Raw genomic sequence first — 17,045 nt, 5'->3', positions numbered from 1 at the left:
GCTCAGACGCCGTCCTCGAGGTAGACCGCACCGCCGGCCACCGTGTCCCCGGCAGCCGTGTCTCCGATCGCAGTGTCTCCGATCGCCGTGTCTCCCGCTGCCACGTCGAGGGCGGCCGCCGTGCGCCGGGCGAGCCGCGGGGAGAGCCGCCGCGCGGCCTCGTCCCGGGTGCACCAGGCCCAGCTGAGCAGCTCGTCCGCGGGCAGCCGCACGCTCGCGGCGGTGTCGGTGCCGAGCACCCCGCCGTCGAAGACGAACATCACGCCCTCGGTCCGGTCGGGCCGCGGCGGCACCCAGTCGACCACCAGCAGCCGCCCGGGCGTCACCTCCAGCCCGAGCTCCTCGGCGACCTCGCGGCGGGCCGCCGCCCGGGGTGACTCGTCGGCCTCGACCGTCCCGCCGGGCAGCTCCCAGTCGTCCTTGTAGGACGGCTCGACCAGCAGCACCCGCCCGCGCGCATCGCGGAACAGGACCGCCGCGCCCATCCGCTTGCGCGGCAGCGCGGCCGTGTAGTCACCACCGGGAATTGTCATCGCGGCAGGGTACAGCGGCCGGGTATCGTGCCCGTTCATGATTCCCGAGAGCTGGACCGAGGCCCGCCGCGACGAGGACGGCGAGCTGCTCGGCTTCCTCCGCCCCGCCGACGACGCGCCCGGCCGGTTCGTGCCGGTGACCGTGTTCGGCTACGCGCTCGGCGAGGCCGGCGACGAGGACGACGGCCGGCAGGTCCTGGAAGCGGTCGGCTTGAGCTACCTCGCCGACCGGTGGTCGCTGGCCCTCGACGACCGGCCCGACCCGATCTCGGTGCAGATCGTGGAGGCCGGCCCGGAGCAGGTAGTGGTGAAGAGCGTCGACTTCGGCTACGAGGGGAACATCGGCACCACGTTCCGCCTCGACACCCCGGTCGGCACCCGCCTGCGACGCGGCTGAGCCCTGCGGCCGGCCCGCGCGTGTCCGGCCGCGTCGCCGGCGGGTCGGGTGCCGGAGTGCGGTTGCCCGAGTCCGGTCAGGGACGCATGGCGGACCTCTTTCCCGGCCGGCCGGCACCGCGGCCGGACGTCATCGCGGGCGGGCCGTCGCGGCCGGGATGACGGCCCGGTCCGGGTTGACCTGCAGGACGCTGAACGTGATCGGGTCGCCCTCCGGCCAGCGCAGGGCCAGGCGGTGGGTCTCCTTGGTCGCGGGGAACAGCATCTTGCCCGTGGCCACCACCGGGAGGCCCAGCTTGGCCGGCTGGGCGCCGCGGTTCTTGATGTTGCCGCCGACCACGTTGATGAGCTCGCCCATGGCGTCCGTGACGTCCTGGTCGGTCACCTCGGCTTTGTCCATGGCCAGCATGATGGCGGTGATGTCGGCGGCGACCGAGGGCGGCGCCAGGACGCGGACGTGCCCCTCCCAGGCGCCGGTGATGGAGACGGCGGCGGTGATGGTCTTCGCGTCCTGAACGGTCGGCGTGTCGACCTCGGGAGCGTCGGGCTGCTGGAGGTACGCGTCCCAGACCTCGTGGACGATCTCGACGAGGTCCTGATCGACCAGGCCGGACTCTGCGGTGGAAACGTCCGCCATGGCGGCTCCCGGGCATAGAACCAACGGCACCGCCTTTCGGTGCCTCCTCACCGCATCGTGGCAGTCCCAGGTTTCAGGACGAGCAATTTGCCACTTTTGCCAAAAAGCCGCCGACACCGGACGGGGTTCAGCCCGCAGCGGAAACGGGCGGTCACGGGCGGCCGGGAGGGGAAAACTCACATATGTTCGAGCACATGCGCCCACACTTCGACAGGCGTCCGGACGACGAGCCCCCGGTGCCTCCGGCCCAGCATGCGCCCTGGCTGGACGAGCAGCTGTTCGCGCGCCGCATGGTGTTCCTGCGCGGGCCGATCGAGGCCGAGATGGCGGCCCGGGCCGCGGCCACCTTCCTGGCCCTCGACGCCGCCGGGCCCGACCCGATAAGCGTGCACATGAGCGCCGAGCAGGGCAACCTGGCCGCCGTCTGGACGCTCGTCGACGCCATCGAGTCGCTGCAGGCACCGGTGCACGCCACGGCCGTCGGCGAGGTGAGCGGTGCGGCGCTCGGCGTGTTCTGCGCGACCACCGAGCGGGCCGCGTTCGCGCACGCCCGGTTCCGCCTGGCCGAGCCGAAGGTCAACTCCCCCGGCGGCACGGCCGACCAGGTGGTCGCCGAGGCCGGGCGCTACCTGCGCGAGCTGGAGGACCTGATCCTGCGCATCGCCGCCGCGACCGGCCAGCCCCGCTCCCGCGTCGAGGACGACCTCCAGGCCGGCCGCGTCCTCACCGCCCCGGAGGCGGTCGACTACGGCCTGGTGGCGAGCATCGTCAAGCGCTGAGCCGGGCAGCGTCGAGCGCCGAGCCCGGGCCGACCGCACCGCCGCCGCAGACCGGTGCGCCGGCGGGGAACGCGCGCAGACGCGGCGGGGGCCGTGGCCATGCGCTGATTTCGACATGGACCGCCCGAAAGGGTTACAGTGCCGGGTGCTCAACGCGCCTACCCCAACCGAACCGCGCTCCACCTCCGGCACCCCGGTGCGGCGGGAAGGCCGCCTTGCCGCGCTCGACGGCTTGCGGCTGGTCGCGGCCCTGCTCGTGGTGTTGTACCACTATGTCGGCACGCCCCAGTCGCATATCTGGGAGCGGGAAAATCGCGCCATCTTCGGCCGGCTGTTCGACTTCGCGAACTACGGCTACCTCGGCGTGCAGATGTTCTTCGTCATCTCCGGGTTCGTCATCTGCATGAGCTGCTGGGACCGCAACCTGAAGGACTTCTTCGTCTCGCGGGTCACCCGGCTCTACCCGATGTACTGGGTGGCGATCGTCGTCTCGTTCGCGGTCGTGCACTTCAACCGGAGCGTGGCCCTGGACTCCGGCGTGATCCGGGCGCCCACCACCCTCTCGGACCTGCTCGTCAACTTCACGATGGCCCAGGACGCGCTCTGGGTCCCGAGCGTCGACGCCGTCTACTGGACGCTGTGGGCCGAGGCCCGCTTCTACCTGCTGTTCGCCATCGTCGTCGCGTTCGGGCTCACCTATCGCCGGGTCCTCGCGTTCGCCTCGCTCTGGCTCATCGCCGCGGTCATCACCAACCACTTGGACATCGCGCTGCTGGACCAGGTCGTGCAGCCGATCTACGCGCCGTACTTCATTCTCGGGATCCTGCTGTACCTCATCCACCGCTTCGGCTCCACGCCGCTGCTCTGGGGGCTCGTCGGGGTCGCGTTCCTGCTCGCGCAGCACCAGGTGCTCCTCGACACCCGGCACTTCAACCAGTTCCTCGGGGTGCACATGAAGTGGACCCTCGCGATGGTGCTGTTCGGCGGCTTCCTCGCCGTCGTGGCCGCCACCGCGCTGGGCTGGCTGCGGTGGGCGAACTGGAGGTGGCTCACGATCGCGGGCGTGATGACGTATCCGCTGTACCTCCTGCACCAGGACATCGGCGTGATCACCATCCGGCGGCTCAAGGGCCAGATCGAGCCCTGGGCGCTGCTGCCGATCATGATCGCGGGGATGCTGGTCCTGGCGTACCTGGGCCACCGGCTCGTCGAGAAGCCGTTCGCGCCGCGGCTGAAGAGGCTGCTCAAGGCCAGCATGAACTTCGATACGCCGTCGAGGATCGTCCCGCGCGGCGAGCGCGGCGGTGCGGTCGGAAAGCCGGCGGAACCCACCGCCCGGGACGGCGAAACCGGCACATCTCCCCGTATGTTCCCGGCCGTCGATCAGGACGGGCCGGAGCCGGTGGGTGTCGTCGATGCCTCGAGACCAGGGCGCGGGTGAGGCGGGTCCGCGGGCTGCGGTCCGCCTGATCATCGCGGTCGTCGCGGCCGGGGCGCTCGTCCCGGCCGTCCGACCCCTGCCCACGTCGGCCGACCGCGTTACGATCGTGCTGGCGATGCCCGCCACCGGCAGCGCCGCAGTGTGGCTCGCCGTGGCCCTCGCACCGGGAGAGCGTGCTCATGACGGAGATCGAGGTGATCGGCGCCGAGCCGGTGCCGGAGCGGCCCAGGTCCAGCTCTTCGCCCTGGGTCATCGCCATCGTCCTGGCGATCGGGGCCGCGTTCGGCTATGCGGTGGCCGCCTCCCGGCCCGCGCCGCGGATGTCGATAGGTGTGGCCGCCGCCCCGGAGGCGTCGGCCGCGGTCGCGCCCGACCTCACGGCCGCCGAGAAGGCCGACATGCTGCACCGGGTCACCGCGTACAACACGGTCGACGCGAGCACCGTCGAGGCCCTCGACGTGCGGTTCATGACCGCGCTGCGGGGCAACACGGCCCGGTTCGACGACGCCCGCACCTATCCGGCCGGCGAATACCGCCTCCAGGTCGTCTGCCTCGGCGACGGTCAGATCTGGGCACTGTTCCGCATCGGTGAGGACGAGACGTACGTCGACATGGACTGCCACGCCGACCGCGTCCTGGTCACCCAGCTCGTGCTCCCCGCGCACACCGGCGGCCGGCGCACCGTCACGGCCATCACCGGCTCCCCGCTCGGCCTCGCCGTCGGCCTGCAGGTGCTGCAGCGGCGCTAAAGCCGTCAGGCGCGACGCCCCGGAAAGTGACAAAGTGAGCCGGTGGAGGTTGTCACAGGCGGGTTCGCTCCCCGAAACGGGGGATCTACCGTGTCCAGCATGAGCGATCTTCTGGACTGGCAGCGGCTCGCCCTGGGCGTGCTGCGCAAGTCCGGGCGGGCCGATGAGGACACGCCCCCGGAGGCGGTGGCCGACCTGCTGGCCACCGACACCTACGACGGCGTGCGCATCGCGCCGCTGTACACCGCGGCCGACCCGGCCCCGCCCGCGGGGCAGCCCGGGCACGTGCCGTTCGTGCGCGGCGGGCACCCGGCGCCGCGCCCGTGGGACGTCCGGCAGCGCCACGCCGACCCCGACCCGAAGGTGACCCGGGCGGCCGTGCTGGCCGACCTCGAGAACGGCGCGACCTCGCTGTGGCTGGCCGGCATCGCGCCCGCCGACCTGGCCGAGGCCCTCGACGGCGTGCTGCTGGACCTGGCCGGGGTGGTGCTGGACAACGGCGCCGACACGCTGGCCGCCGCGCGCGCGTTCCTGGCGCTGCCCGGGGCCGACAAATCCGGCAATCTCGGCGCCGACCCGCTCGGGCTCACCGCGCGCACCGGGACGGTACACGACACGAGCATTTTGTCTGAACTATCCAAGATGTCCGGTGTGCCGGTCGCCACCGTCGACGCCACGGTGTATCACGACGCCGGGGGCAGCGACGCCCAGGAGCTCGGGTACGCGACCGCCACCGGCCTCGCCTACCTGCGCGAACTCGTCGGGGCCGGGCTCAGCGCCGGCATGGCGCTCCAGCAGCTCGAGTTTCGGTTCGCCGCCACCGCCGACCAGTTCGCCACGATCGCCAAGCTGCGGGCGGCCCGCCGGATCTGGTCCCGGGTCGCGCAGGTCTGCGAGGTGCCGCACCTCGGCGCGCAGCGGCAGCACGCCGTGACCAGCAGCGCGATGATGACCGCCCGCGACCCGTGGACCAACCTGCTGCGCACCACCATCGCGTGCTTCGCGGCGGGGGCCGGCGGCGCCGACGCGGTCACCGTGCAGCCCTTCGACGCCCGGCTCGGCCTGCCCGACGCCTTCTCGCGCCGCATCGCGCGCAACACCCAGTCGCTGCTCATCGAGGAGTCCGGGGCCGCCCGCGTCCTCGACCCGGCCGGCGGCTCCTGGTATGTCGAGTCGCTCACCGACGCCCTCGCCCACGCCGCCTGGGACGTGTTCACCGAGGTCGAGCGGGCCGGCGGCATGGCCGCGGCGCTGCGCTCGGGGCTTGTCGGGGACCGCATCGGCACGACCTGGGAGCGGCGCCACGCCGACCTCGCCCATCGCCGGCAGCCGATCACCGGCGTCTCGGAGTTCCCGGACCTGGCCGAGCGCCGGCCGGTGCGCCCCCCGGCACCGTTGCCGCCTTCGGGCGGACTACCGCGGCATTGGTACTCCCAGAGCTTCGAACTCCTCCGCGACGCCGCCGACGCCCGGGCCGACCCGCCCACGGTCCGGCTCGTCACGCTGGGTCCGACGGCGGCCAACTCGGCCCGCGTCTCGTTCGCCACCAACCTGTTCGCGGCGGGCGGCGTCCGCCTCACCGCCGACAGCACGTCGCCTGTCGCCTGCATCTGCGGTTCGGACCGCTCCTACGCCTCCGGCGTCGCCGAGTTGGCGGCGCGCCTGCGGGCCGAGGGCGTGACCCGGATCTGGCTGGCCGGCCAGGGTCCGTATGACGGCGTGGACTCCTACCTGTACATGGGTTGCGACGCGCTCGACGTGTTGCGCCAGACGCATCTCGACCTGGGAGTGGCGCAGTGATTCCCGACTTCTCCGAGATCGCGCTCGGCACGCCGCGCGACGCCGACCCGTCCGACGTCGCCGAGTCGTCGGTCTCGCCGACGCCGGAGGGCATCGACGTCAAGAGCTTCTACGGGCCCGGTGACCTCGCCGACGTCACGCACCTGGACAGCCTGCCGGGCATCCCGCCGTACGTGCGCGGGCCCTACCCGACCATGTACACGACGCAGCCGTGGACGGTGCGGCAGTACGCCGGCTTCTCCACCGCCGAGGAGTCAAACGCGTTCTACCGGCGCAACCTGGCCGGCGGGCAGAAGGGCCTGTCGGTCGCGTTCGACCTGGCCACCCACCGCGGCTACGACTCCGACCACCCACGGGTCGCCGGTGACGTCGGCATGGCCGGGGTCGCCATCGACTCGATCCTGGACATGCGCCGGCTCTTCGAAGGCATCCCGCTCGACCGGATGAGCGTCTCGATGACCATGAACGGTGCGGTGCTGCCGATCCTGGCGCTGTACATCGTCGCCGCCGAGGAGCAGGGGGTCGCGCCCGAACAGCTCGCGGGCACGATCCAGAACGACATTCTCAAGGAGTTCATGGTCCGCAACACCTACATCTACCCGCCCGAGCCGTCGATGCGGATCATCAGCGACATCTTCGGGTACACCTCCAGGCACATGCCGAAGTTCAACTCGATCTCCATCTCCGGGTACCACATCCAGGAGGCGGGGGCGACGGCCGACCTCGAGCTCGCGTACACCCTCGCGGACGGGGTGGAGTATCTGCGGGCCGGGCAGGCGGCCGGGCTCGACGTCGACGTGTTCGCGCCCCGGCTGTCGTTCTTCTGGGCCATCGGCATGAACTTCTACATGGAGGTCGCGAAGCTGCGCGCCGGGCGGCTGCTGTGGTCGCGGCTGGTCGAGCGGTTCGGGGCGAAGAACCCCAAGTCGCTGAGCCTGCGCACGCACTGCCAGACGTCGGGCTGGTCGCTCACCGCCCAGGACGTGTTCAACAACGTGGTCCGGACCTGCATCGAGGCGATGGCCGCGACCCAGGGCCACACGCAGTCGCTGCACACCAACGCCCTCGACGAGGCCCTGGCCCTGCCGACCGACTTCTCGGCCCGCATCGCCCGCAACACGCAGCTGCTCCTGCAGCAGGAGTCGGGCACGACCCGGGTCATCGACCCGTGGGGCGGCAGCGCCTACGTGGAGCGGCTCACCCACGATCTGGCCGCGAAGGCGTGGGCCCACATCGAGGAGGTCGAGCGGGCCGGCGGCATGGCCCGGGCGATCAGCGAGGGCATCCCCAAGATGCGCATCGAGGAGGCGGCGGCCCGCACCCAGGCCCGGATCGACTCGGGCCGGCAGCCGGTGATCGGGGTGAACAAGTATCGCCCGGACACCGACGAGCCGATCGAGGTCCTCAAGGTCGACAACTCGGCGGTGCGCTCGGCGCAGATCGCCAAGCTCGCGCAGCTGCGGGCCTCCCGTGACCAGGCCGCCTGCGACGCGGCGCTCACCGCGCTGTCCGAGGGTGCCGCGAACGGCGGGAACCTGCTCGAGCTGTCGGTGGCGGCGGCCCGGGCGCACGCGACGGTCGGCGAGATCTCCGACGCGCTGGAGAAGGTCTTCGGCCGGCACACGGCGCAGATCCGTACCATCTCCGGGGTGTACCGCGACGAGGCCGCCGGGGCCGGCAATGTCGAGCGGGTCCGGGCCCTGACCGACGCGTTCGCCGAGGACGAGGGGCGCCGCCCGCGCATCCTGGTCGCGAAGATGGGCCAGGACGGGCACGACCGCGGCCAGAAGGTCATCGCCACCGCCTTCGCCGACCTCGGCTTCGACGTCGACGTGGGCCCGCTGTTCTCCACCCCGGCCGAGGTGGCCCGGCAGGCGGTCGAGGCCGACGTGCACATCGTCGGCGTCAACTCCCTGGCCGCCGGCCACCTGACACTGGTGCCGGCCCTGCGCCACGAGCTCGCCGGGCTCGGCCGCGACGACATCCTCATCGTCGTCGGCGGCGTCATCCCGCCCGGCGACCACGACGAGCTCAGGGCGGCGGGCGCGGCGGCGATCTTCGGCCCGGGCACCGTCATCGCCGACGCGGCCGCGAGTCTCCTGGAGGTGCTGCGATCCCGGTTGCAGCACTGAGCGACCTCGTCGACGGCGTCCGCGGGGGCCACCGCGCCTGGATCGCCCGGGCGATCACGCTCGTCGAGTCCACCCGCGCCGACCACCGGGCGCGGGCCCAGGAGCTGCTGCACGCCCTGGCCGCTGCGGGCGGGGCGGCGCGGCGGATCGGCATCACGGGCGTCCCCGGCGTGGGCAAGTCCACGTTCATCGACGCCCTGGGCATGCACCTGATCGAGGCCGGCCACCGCGTGGCCGTCCTGGCCATCGACCCGTCCTCGACCCGCACGGGCGGCAGCATCCTGGGCGACAAGACGAGGATGAACCGCCTGGCCGCGGCGCCGGCCGCGTTCGTGCGCCCCTCCCCCACCTCCGGCACCCTGGGCGGCGTGGCCCGGGCGACCCGCGAGGCGATGGTCGTCGTCGAGGCCGCCGGCTACGACGTGGTGCTCGTCGAGACGGTGGGCGTTGGCCAGTCCGAGACAGCCGTCGCCGACATGGTCGACACGTTCCTGCTCCTGGCCCTGGCCCGCACCGGCGACCAGCTCCAGGGCATCAAGAAGGGCGTGCTGGAACTGGCCGACGTCATCGCCGTCAACAAGGCCGACGGCCCCCACGAACAGGACGCCCGAGCCGCCGCCCGCGAACTCTCCGGCGCCCTGCGCCTCCTGCACTCGGACACCGCGGTCCTGACCTGCAGCGGCCTGACCGGCGCGGGCCTCGACGCCCTCTGGGACCGCCTCCGCCGCCACCACGACGACCTGGCCGCGACCGGCGAACTGCGGGCCCGCCGCGAGCGCCAGCAGCTGGGCTGGGTCTGGTCGATGACCCGCGACGCCCTGCTGGACGGCCTGCGCACCTCACCGGCGGTCCGCGCCCTGACCCCGGACGTCGAACGCGCGGTCCGGTCCGGCACCCTGACCCCGGTCGAGGCGGCCGAGCGGCTCCTGGCCGCCTACCACTCGGGCTCCTAGGCGTCGACTGTCGCGCCGGTCTCCAGGTCGGTCACCGTGATCGCCTCCATGGGGCAGTTCGCCACCGCGTCGAGCACCGTCTCGTCGGGCTCGACGTCGGCCCTGATCGGCCGGGCCCGGCCCTCGGCGTCATCCAGGTCGAAGTACTCGGGGGCCACGCCGACGCAGCTGCCGGAGCCGATGCACGTCTCGCTGATCGTGATGCGCCACATGCGGTACAACCTATCGAAGCTTTTGGGTTTCCATAAAGTTGCCGCCCCGAAGGCCGATGTGACTGTGGTATGTCCAGATCCCCGTGGCTTGTGGCCGTGCTCTGCGCACTGGCGGCTCTGCTGACGCCCGTGTCCGCGGCGGCGGCTCCACGGCCGTCGCCGGGTGCCACCGTGGACGAGGGGGCCGGCTCGATCGAACTCTCCGAGCGCCTGGAGACGGCGAACCGGGCCTTCATCGACGCGCAGAATCTGCTCGCCGCCTCGCAGACCCGCCAGGCGCTCGTCGAGGCGCAGCAGGCGCAGCTGGAGCCGCAGTACCGGCGGCTGGTCGCGGCCACGGAGATGGTGACCGTGAAGGCGTACCAGTACGGCGGCGGGCTGCGCGATGCGGCGACGCTGCTGGACTCGCCGAACCCCGGCGTCTTCGCCGACCGGGTGAGCCTGCTCGAGCTCGTGGCCCGGCGGCAGTCCGCGCAGCTGCGGGTGCTGGCCAGTGTCCGGGCCAGCCTCGACGCGAACCGGGCGACGATCGCCGCCGAGGTCACCCGCCAGCAGCAACAGCTCACGGTCATGGCCCAGCAGAAGACCGCCGTCGAGCAGGCCCTCGCCGCGGCCCTGAACCGCGAGTCGCAGCCGATCCTGGACCCGGGCACGACGATGAGCACGAAGGCGCCGCTCGTGGCCGCCCAGCCCGCACCGCGCCGCAGCGACGGGGCGTGGCCGGAGGAGACGTGCAGCCTGCACGACCCGACGACGGCCGGGTGCCTCACGCCGAGAACCGTGCATGCGCTGGAGCAGGTGAAGCTGGCCGGCTTCGCGCACTACGTGTCGTGCTTCCGGCCGGGCGGGCCGTACGAGCACCCGAAGGGCCGGGCCTGTGACTTCGCCGCCGACCCTTCGGGGTTCGGCGGGGTGGCGGCCGGGGCGTCGAAGGAGTACGGCACGGAGCTGGCCACGTGGCTCGTGCGCAACGCGCCGGCCCTCGGCGTCATGTACGTCATCTGGTACCGCCAGATCTGGACCCCCGCCGCCGGCTGGCACCCCTACCGCAGCGGGCAGGGCGACCCGAGCAGCGACCACACGAACCACGTGCATATGTCCATCTACTAGGTAGGACATTGACGACCATAGGTCTCCCGTGATCTGATCCGAGAACTCTTCACGTTCTGGGACCGAGGAGACCGACTTGAACACGTACCTCCGCTCCGCGCTCGTCATGGCGGTCGTCGCCGGCAGTGCACTGGTCGCCACCAGTGCGCCGGCGCAGGCCGCGTTACCCACAGCCGCTGTCGCGCTGGGCGACAGCTTCATCAGCGGCGAGGGCGCCGGCAACTACCAGCCGGTCGTCGACGTCAACGGGGTGGCCCAGGGCTTCCCCGGCTGGTCGGCGCCCAACAGCAACGCCTACTTCTGCCACCGCTCGGCCAACGCGTCACTGCAGCAGGCCACCCTGCCCGGCATCCAGGACCGCTACAACCTGGCCTGCTCCGGCGGCCGCCCCGCCGACTTCGCCCAGCCCTCATCGGCCCGCGACAAGGGCCGGACGGTCGCCGCCCAGCTGGACCAGCTGCGGGCGGTCGCCCAGACCCACGACATCGATCTCGTACTCGTCGGGCTCGGCTCGAACAACAGCCAGTTCACGTTCGGCGACGTGGCCGAGAAGTGCGCGAACCGCTTCATCGCCGACGCGTGGACCGGCTGGTGGGAGTTCTGGGCCTACCTCAACGGCCCGGTCCCGCAGGCCCCGTGCGCCGCCGGCGACCTCGCCACGCAGGCCCAGTTCGACGCGGCCACGGCCGAGACGGTCGCCGCGATCCGCCAGCTGCTGACCACCCTGGACCAGGTCGACGCCGACCACCAGCACCGCGTGGTCTTCCAGGACTACACCAACCCGCTCCCGCTGGACCTCGACCCGTCCTACTGGGAGGCCGACGGCCGCCAGGACGACCGCGACAAGTTCCGCGACCTCGGCGCCCTGCGCTACGCCGCCGGCTGCCCGATCCACCGCGCGAGCCTCTCGGCCGGCCACCTCTTCTCCCAGGGCCTCGGCACGCTGGTGCAGAACGTGCGCAACACCGTCGCCGCCGAGTTCCCGAGCGACGACCTGGTGTTCCTCGACGTGCAGCACGCCTTCGATGGCGCCCGCCTCTGCGAGCACCCCGGCAGCCCGGCGAACGCCCTGGCCACCCCGATCCGCCTGCAGGACGGCCCCAGCGGCACGTTCGTGACGAGCCTGTCGGGCAAGGACAAGCTCGACATCCAGCGCATCGCCAATACCTGTGTCTCGTACTTCCAGACGTGCCAGGAGTCCTGGCACCCGACGGCCGCGGGGCAGGCCGTGCTCGCGAAGTGCCTGGCCGGCGCGTCCACCACGGCGGCCCGGGCGGTCACCTGTGCCCGCCGGCCCGACGGCACCATCACCACGTCGTAGCGTCAGCCCCCGGCGTACGCGAGCAGCGCGTAGCGCTCAACCCCGGCCGGCTCGGTGCGCCGAGCGCCACCGCCCGGCCGGGGTGGCGGCGGCCTTCCCCCGACGGCGCCGCCGCGTCCGTCAATCGGCGGCCGAGGCGGGGATGATCCGGCCGGCACCGGCGAGCTCGTCGGCCGCGACGAGGGCCTCGATCGCTTCGATCATCGCGGTGATCCCGGGCCGCGGCGTGATGACCAGATCCGTCGCGTAGAAGTACCGTCCCCCCGCGCCCTCGCCGGTCTGCGCCCATCGGCGCAGGACCGCGTCGATCGCCTCCAGGGTCATGAGGGTCACGCAGTAGGTCGGGCCGCCGTCGACGGTGACGTAGAAGTCCTGGTCCTGGAGGCGCTCGAGGTCGTCACCGTGGTCGGGCAGGCGAGCCACGAAGCGGTCGCGCTCGATGACGAGGAAGGGGCTCCGCACGTCGTCATTCTCTCCGGCGGGGGCCAACCCCGGATGTCGGTGGGGTCGTGTACCCGGGTGTGGACGACATCGTGAGGGGTGCTGGTGGACGATGAAGCGGGCTTTCGGGAGTTCGTTGCGGCACGGCTGGGGCGGCTGTCGCGGATCGCCTTCCTGTTGACCGGCGATCACCATGCGGCCGAGGACCTCGTGCAGGTCACGCTGGTCAAGGTGGCTCGGCACTGGAGGCGGGTGACGCGGGCCGGGGCGCCTGACGCCTACGTGCGGCGGGCGCTCTACCACGAGCACGTCTCGTCGTGGCGCGCGCGGCGGCGGCTGGAGATGACGACCGCCGACCCGCCCGACCGGGCCGGCGGGCGCGACGAGTCGGCCGAGGCGGTGCGGCGGATCGTGCTGCGCAACGCGCTGGCCCGGCTGGCTCCCGGGCAGCGGGCCGTGATCGTGCTGCGGTACTTCGAGGACCTCTCCGAAGCCGATACCGCCGACGCGCTCGGCTGCTCGGTCGGGTCGGTCAAGAGCCAGACCCACCACGCGCTGGCCCGGCTGCGGGTCATCGCGCCCGAGCTCGCGGAGCTCATCGAGGATGCGGAGGTTTCGGCGTGACCGGTCCGGAACGCAGTGGAGGGGCCGGTCACCGGCAAGCACAGCCCGACGGGCACGGCAACGACGAGCGAAGCGAGGAGGCGACGTGACCGGTCCGGAACGCAGTGGAGGGGCCGGTCACCGGCAAGCACAGCCCGACGGGCACGGCAACGACGAGCGAAGCGAGGAGGCGACGTGACCGGGCTGCGGGACGTGCTTGTCGAAGTGGCGGAGGATGCGCGCGAGTACGACGTGACCGACCGGGCGGTGCGGGTGGTCAGGCGCCGGCAGCTGGTGACGCGGCTGGTGCCGGTCGCCGCGGCGCTGCTCGTGGTGGCCGGGCTGGTGGCGGTCGCCGTGCCGTTCGGGCGGGGCGCCGAGCCCGAGTCACCGCCGGGCGCGGCCGGCCTGCCGGGGCGGATCGTGCCGGAGCAGTCGCCGCCGCTGCTGCCCGAGGACCGGGGCGTCGGGCGGGCCACGCTCGCCTACCTCAACGGTGACACGGGCGCCTGGGCGGTGCTGACCGCCGACGGCCACCAGTACCGGGTGGACGGGCTCCAGGTGCAGGCGATCTCGGCGGACGGGCGGTGGCTGGTGACCCTGCGGCCGGACCAGACGCGGGTGCTGCGCGACCTGGCCGGCACCGGACGGCAGGAGCTGCCCCCGGGAGAAGGCGCACACTTCTCGCCCGACGGCGGGAAGCTGGTGGTGCCGGCCCGCAGCGGGTCCGCGACCATCGTCGACCTCGCCACCGCAGCGCGGACCACGGTGCCGCTCGACCCCGCGCCCCCCAACCGGGCCTGCGCGATCCGCAACTCCGGCACCCTGGTGCTGTGCCAGGCGCCCGGGTCGCCGTTCAACGGGCTGCGGCTGGCCGACGGTGCGACCGGGCACATCGCCCAGAACATCGCCGACCTCGGGCTGCCCCGCGGCGAAACGGTGCCGGCCGAGTCCGGGTCGGTGACGCTCGGCCCGGACGACCGCACGGTGTACCTCACCGCGACCCAGGGAGAGCACCGCTCGCTCGTGGGGTACGACCTCGGCGAGGGGCGGTTGACGGTGCGGTACCCGCTGCCGGACAAGGGGCCGGCGGCCGAGCGCCCGGGTGCGAACGGCGGGGTCGAGTACGGGCCGCCGGACGAGCGCTACCTGCTGGGCATCAACGCCGACGGGCCGCTGCTGCTGCACCTCGCCCCGAGCCGGAGCGATCCGTTCTCGGTCGGCACGGCGGCGATCGAGGTGATCGCCCGGGACACCGGCGCGCTCACGACTGTCACGCTCCTGGCCCGGCCGATCAGGCTCGTCGTGTATCCGGGCTGACCGGGGCGGCTAGGCCGGCGCGACGGCCCTGAGGCAGGTGAGCAGGGCCTCGACGGCGGGGAGGCGGGCCCGGCCGGCGGTGACGTGGGCGTCGAGGCGGCGGGCGCCGGCCACCGGCAGCGTGGTCACCGTGATCTCGTCGCGGTCGACGCCGCGCAGGGCGAGGTCCGGCACGATCGTCGCGCCGTGGCCCGCCGCCACCAGCGCCAGGACCGTCGGGTAGTCCAGGCACTCGTGGACGCGGCGGGGTGTCAGGCCGCGCTCGCGGCCGACGCGGTCCAGGATCTGCCCGGTCGTCGAGTTCGCCGACCCGGCCACCCAGGGGCGGTCGGCCAGGTCGGCGTAGGAGTGGACAGGCGGCCAGCCGACCGGCACGACCACCCGGTACGGGTCGTCGCAGAGGGGCACGACCGTCACCGAGCGGGGCGCGGTGCTGCGCGACCCGGCGTCCCGCTCGGTGATCGTCACGTCGATGCCGCCGAGCCGGAGCTCGCGCAGCGCGGGGGCGCCCTCCAGCTCCGTGATCGAGCAGACCACGTCCGGAAAATCCGCGGCCAACAGCGCCATCGCCGGCACCAGCAGGTGCCGGATGACAGTCGGGAAGGCGGCCACCCGCACCTGGCCCGCGGCCCGGCCCGACAGCGCCGCCAGCTCGCGCTCGGCCTCCAGGAGCTCGCGGGCGATCGCCTCCGCCCGGCCGGCCAGGAGGCGGCCCGCGGCGGTGAGGACGGCCCGGCGGCCCGAGCGGTCGACGAGCGGGCGGCCCACGCTGTGCTCCAGGGCGGCCAGCTGCTGCGAGACGGCGGACGGGGTGACGTGCAGCGCGGCCGCCGCCCCGGCCAGCGTGCCCCGGCGGGCGATCGCGGCCAGGACGGCCAGGCGGCGGGGGTCCAGGTCCATGTGCAGTCCCGCTGAAGTCAGGCTGTAGGAATTCTCGCTCACACGTTAGCGGAGCTTGCTGCGAGGATCGGGCCCATGGTGATCGACATCGTGGGGTGGATCGGGGCCGCGCTGGTCCTCGTCGCGTACGGGCTGGTCTCGGCCCGGCGCCTGACCGGAGACGGGTTCGTCTTCCAGGCCATGAACATCGTCGGGGCGGCGGCGCTCGGCTGGAACTCGGCGGTCAACCACGCCTGGCCGTCGGCCGGGCTCAACGTGATCTGGGTCGGGATCGGCGCGGTGGCCATGTTCCGGATCGCGCGCACCTCGCGGGCGAAGTCGGATCAGAGGGAGTACCAGGGCGCCCGAATGCGGTAGAACGCGAACTCGCCCGCCGTGGCGCAGGCCAGATAGGTGTGGCTCCACGTGCACGAGTCGGGTCGGGCGTCGACGGACCCGAGGTCGCGGGCCGTGCCGTGCTGCGCGTCGACGCCGATCCAGGCGAAGGGGCCCGCGGCCGGGACCGCCGGCAGCAGCAGGTAGCTGCCCTCGTCGAGGCGGGCGGCGCGCTTGCCCCGCCAGCTGTCGACCGTCCGGCCCTGCGCGTCGAGCAGCGTCTCGACCACGCCCTCGGCCACCGACGCGGTGCGCAGCATGATCCGGTCGCCGACGGGGATGGCCTGGGACGGGCGCTCGGCCGCGACCCGGAACACGACAGCGCCGGTGGCGGTGTCGAGCTCGGTCACGGCGTGGTCCTCGCCGACGCAGATGCGCTCCTCGCCGCACGCGCTCACGAACAGGGGGCGGGCGGAGGGGTCGGGCGACGCCCACGTCCACTGCGGTTTGCCGAAATGCTCGCGGGTGTACGCCCTGAGCTCGAACCCGGCCGCCCGCGCCACGGTGAACACCTGCTCCTCGTACGGGTACACGAGCGAGTCGGGGTTCACCAGGCCCTTGCCGCCGCCGAGCGCCCGGCCGCCGGCGAGGTCGACGACCTCCAGGCCGCCGTCCGCGGTGGCCCGGACGATGTGCGGGTCGACGGTCAGCGCCTCGTCGAGCGGCTCCCCGACCGGCGACGTCGGCACCTGCTGGCCGCTCCAGTTGTCGATGAGCCACCAGCTCGCCGCGCCTCGCCCAGGCCGGCCCGGCGCCGCTTCGCCAGGCCGGCCCTCCCCAGGCGCAGACTGGTCGAGGTTCGCGTTCAGGCGGCCGCTGCCGACGTCGGTGACGGTCAGGCGGTGCTCGGCGTCCGCGTAGCGGACGAAGTACTTGCCGATCAGCGCCCAGCGGTCACCGGCGGCCACGTCGAACGTCCGGAACGCCAGGCCGTTGTTCGCGTTGAGCAGCGTGACGCGGCGGCCGCCCCGCGCGTCGGCGAGGCCGGTGACCTGGACCATGCCGCGGGCGTAGCGGAACGTGTCGACGTCGGTCAGGCCGGTGTTGGTCCAGATCGCGGTGGCCGGGCGGTCCGAGTCGACGGCCCGCAGCTCGTATCCGCCGCCGCCGGTCGCGCGGCCCAGGAACGCCCGCCCGCCGTCGAGGAAGGCCCGGGGCCGCTCGCTGCCGGCGGGCAGCGCGACCCCGCCGACCCGGTCGAACGTCTTGAACCCGTACGGGCGCTGGTTGATCCGATACACCACGCCGCCGACGAGCAGCACGACGGCGAGCACGGCGACGGCGGACGCCGACCACCGTGCTCGCCGGGACAGCCACAGGGACCGGACGTGCGTGTGCACCCG

General features: G+C 73.1%; 18 protein-coding genes. 12 read left to right on the top strand and 6 right to left on the bottom strand.

The features are described from left to right. Nucleotides 1-2: 2 nt before the first annotated feature. On the bottom strand, nt 3-533 hold the full coding sequence (locus Dvina_RS13260; protein ID WP_343217160.1) for an NUDIX domain-containing protein: 531 nt from the start codon (nt 531-533) through the stop codon (nt 3-5). Nucleotides 534-570: 37 nt separating this feature from the next. On the opposite strand from Dvina_RS13260, the gene Dvina_RS13255 reads away from it, so the two are divergent. Beyond that, nucleotides 571-930, top strand: a complete 360-nt coding sequence (locus Dvina_RS13255; protein WP_223102780.1) for a hypothetical protein — start codon at nt 571-573, stop codon at nt 928-930. 129 nt (nt 931-1,059) lie between these two features. On the opposite strand, the gene Dvina_RS13250 is transcribed toward Dvina_RS13255, so the two are convergent. After that, a complete protein-coding gene (locus Dvina_RS13250) occupies nt 1,060-1,566 on the bottom strand; it encodes a chemotaxis protein CheX (protein ID WP_223102779.1) in 507 nt (168 codons plus the stop codon). Between the two features lie 194 nt (nt 1,567-1,760). Here Dvina_RS13250 and Dvina_RS13245 point away from each other — a divergent pair, with 194 nt between their 5' ends. From Dvina_RS13245 to meaB, 6 genes are all read left to right on the top strand, one after another. Beyond that, complete coding sequence (locus tag Dvina_RS13245; protein WP_223102778.1) at nt 1,761-2,345, top strand: ATP-dependent Clp protease proteolytic subunit; 585 nt, start codon at nt 1,761-1,763, stop codon at nt 2,343-2,345. Between the two features lie 145 nt (nt 2,346-2,490). Then, nucleotides 2,491-3,786 (top strand): acyltransferase family protein, encoded by a 1,296-nt coding sequence (locus Dvina_RS13240; RefSeq protein WP_246656190.1) that lies wholly within the window; start codon nt 2,491-2,493, stop codon nt 3,784-3,786. A gap of 179 nt (nt 3,787-3,965) precedes the next feature. After that, entirely contained in the window at nt 3,966-4,535 is a 570-nt protein-coding gene (locus Dvina_RS13235; protein WP_223102776.1) for a hypothetical protein, read from the top strand. Nucleotides 4,536-4,634: 99 nt separating this feature from the next. After that, nucleotides 4,635-6,335, top strand: a complete 1,701-nt coding sequence (locus Dvina_RS13230; protein ID WP_223102775.1) for a methylmalonyl-CoA mutase subunit beta — start codon at nt 4,635-4,637, stop codon at nt 6,333-6,335. A 92-nt stretch (nt 6,336-6,427) separates the two neighbouring features. Next, a complete protein-coding gene (scpA, locus tag Dvina_RS13225) occupies nt 6,428-8,467 on the top strand; it encodes a methylmalonyl-CoA mutase (RefSeq protein ID WP_425516563.1) in 2,040 nt (679 codons plus the stop codon). Then, entirely contained in the window at nt 8,449-9,420 is a 972-nt protein-coding gene (meaB, locus tag Dvina_RS13220; RefSeq protein ID WP_223105502.1) for a methylmalonyl Co-A mutase-associated GTPase MeaB, read from the top strand. The genes scpA and meaB overlap by 19 nt, the downstream gene beginning before the upstream one ends. Here meaB and Dvina_RS13215 read toward each other — a convergent pair. Further along, complete coding sequence (locus Dvina_RS13215; RefSeq protein ID WP_223102773.1) at nt 9,417-9,632, bottom strand: ferredoxin; 216 nt, start codon at nt 9,630-9,632, stop codon at nt 9,417-9,419. The genes meaB and Dvina_RS13215 overlap by 4 nt on opposite strands. Before the next feature lie 171 nt (nt 9,633-9,803). On the opposite strand from Dvina_RS13215, the gene Dvina_RS13210 reads away from it, so the two are divergent. Both Dvina_RS13210 and Dvina_RS13205 read left to right on the top strand, forming a co-directional pair. Further along, the gene (locus Dvina_RS13210) at nt 9,804-10,742 is read left to right on the top strand and encodes a coiled-coil domain-containing protein (protein ID WP_223102772.1); all 939 of its coding nucleotides are present in this window, start codon (nt 9,804-9,806) and stop codon (nt 10,740-10,742) included. A gap of 106 nt (nt 10,743-10,848) precedes the next feature. Then, a complete protein-coding gene (locus Dvina_RS13205; protein WP_223105501.1) occupies nt 10,849-12,063 on the top strand; it encodes an SGNH/GDSL hydrolase family protein in 1,215 nt (404 codons plus the stop codon). A 120-nt stretch (nt 12,064-12,183) separates the two neighbouring features. On the opposite strand, the gene Dvina_RS13200 is transcribed toward Dvina_RS13205, so the two are convergent. Beyond that, nucleotides 12,184-12,525 (bottom strand): hypothetical protein, encoded by a 342-nt coding sequence (locus Dvina_RS13200; protein ID WP_223102771.1) that lies wholly within the window; start codon nt 12,523-12,525, stop codon nt 12,184-12,186. Between the two features lie 84 nt (nt 12,526-12,609). Here Dvina_RS13200 and Dvina_RS13195 point away from each other — a divergent pair, with 84 nt between their 5' ends. After that, complete coding sequence (locus Dvina_RS13195) at nt 12,610-13,128, top strand: SigE family RNA polymerase sigma factor (RefSeq protein WP_380030174.1); 519 nt, start codon at nt 12,610-12,612, stop codon at nt 13,126-13,128. Between the two features lie 174 nt (nt 13,129-13,302). Next, entirely contained in the window at nt 13,303-14,427 is a 1,125-nt protein-coding gene (locus Dvina_RS13190; RefSeq protein WP_223102770.1) for a WD40 repeat domain-containing protein, read from the top strand. Between the two features lie 9 nt (nt 14,428-14,436). Here Dvina_RS13190 and Dvina_RS13185 read toward each other — a convergent pair whose 3' ends face one another. After that, nucleotides 14,437-15,327, bottom strand: coding sequence for a LysR family transcriptional regulator (locus tag Dvina_RS13185; RefSeq protein ID WP_223102769.1), 891 nt, complete (start codon nt 15,325-15,327; stop codon nt 14,437-14,439). Nucleotides 15,328-15,402: 75 nt separating this feature from the next. Between Dvina_RS13185 and Dvina_RS13180 the strand changes: the two genes are divergently transcribed. Beyond that, a complete protein-coding gene (locus tag Dvina_RS13180) occupies nt 15,403-15,684 on the top strand; it encodes a CBU_0592 family membrane protein (protein ID WP_223102768.1) in 282 nt (93 codons plus the stop codon). Here Dvina_RS13180 and Dvina_RS13175 read toward each other — a convergent pair. Then, entirely contained in the window at nt 15,651-17,042 is a 1,392-nt protein-coding gene (locus Dvina_RS13175) for a hypothetical protein (RefSeq protein ID WP_223102767.1), read from the bottom strand. The genes Dvina_RS13180 and Dvina_RS13175 overlap by 34 nt on opposite strands. Nucleotides 17,043-17,045: the final 3 nt, after the last annotated feature.

It is taken from the genome of Dactylosporangium vinaceum (assembly GCF_019904175.1).
In the GTDB taxonomy this organism is placed as follows: domain Bacteria; phylum Actinomycetota; class Actinomycetes; order Mycobacteriales; family Micromonosporaceae; genus Dactylosporangium; species Dactylosporangium vinaceum.
This window is presented reverse-complemented; position numbering and strand designations above follow the sequence as displayed.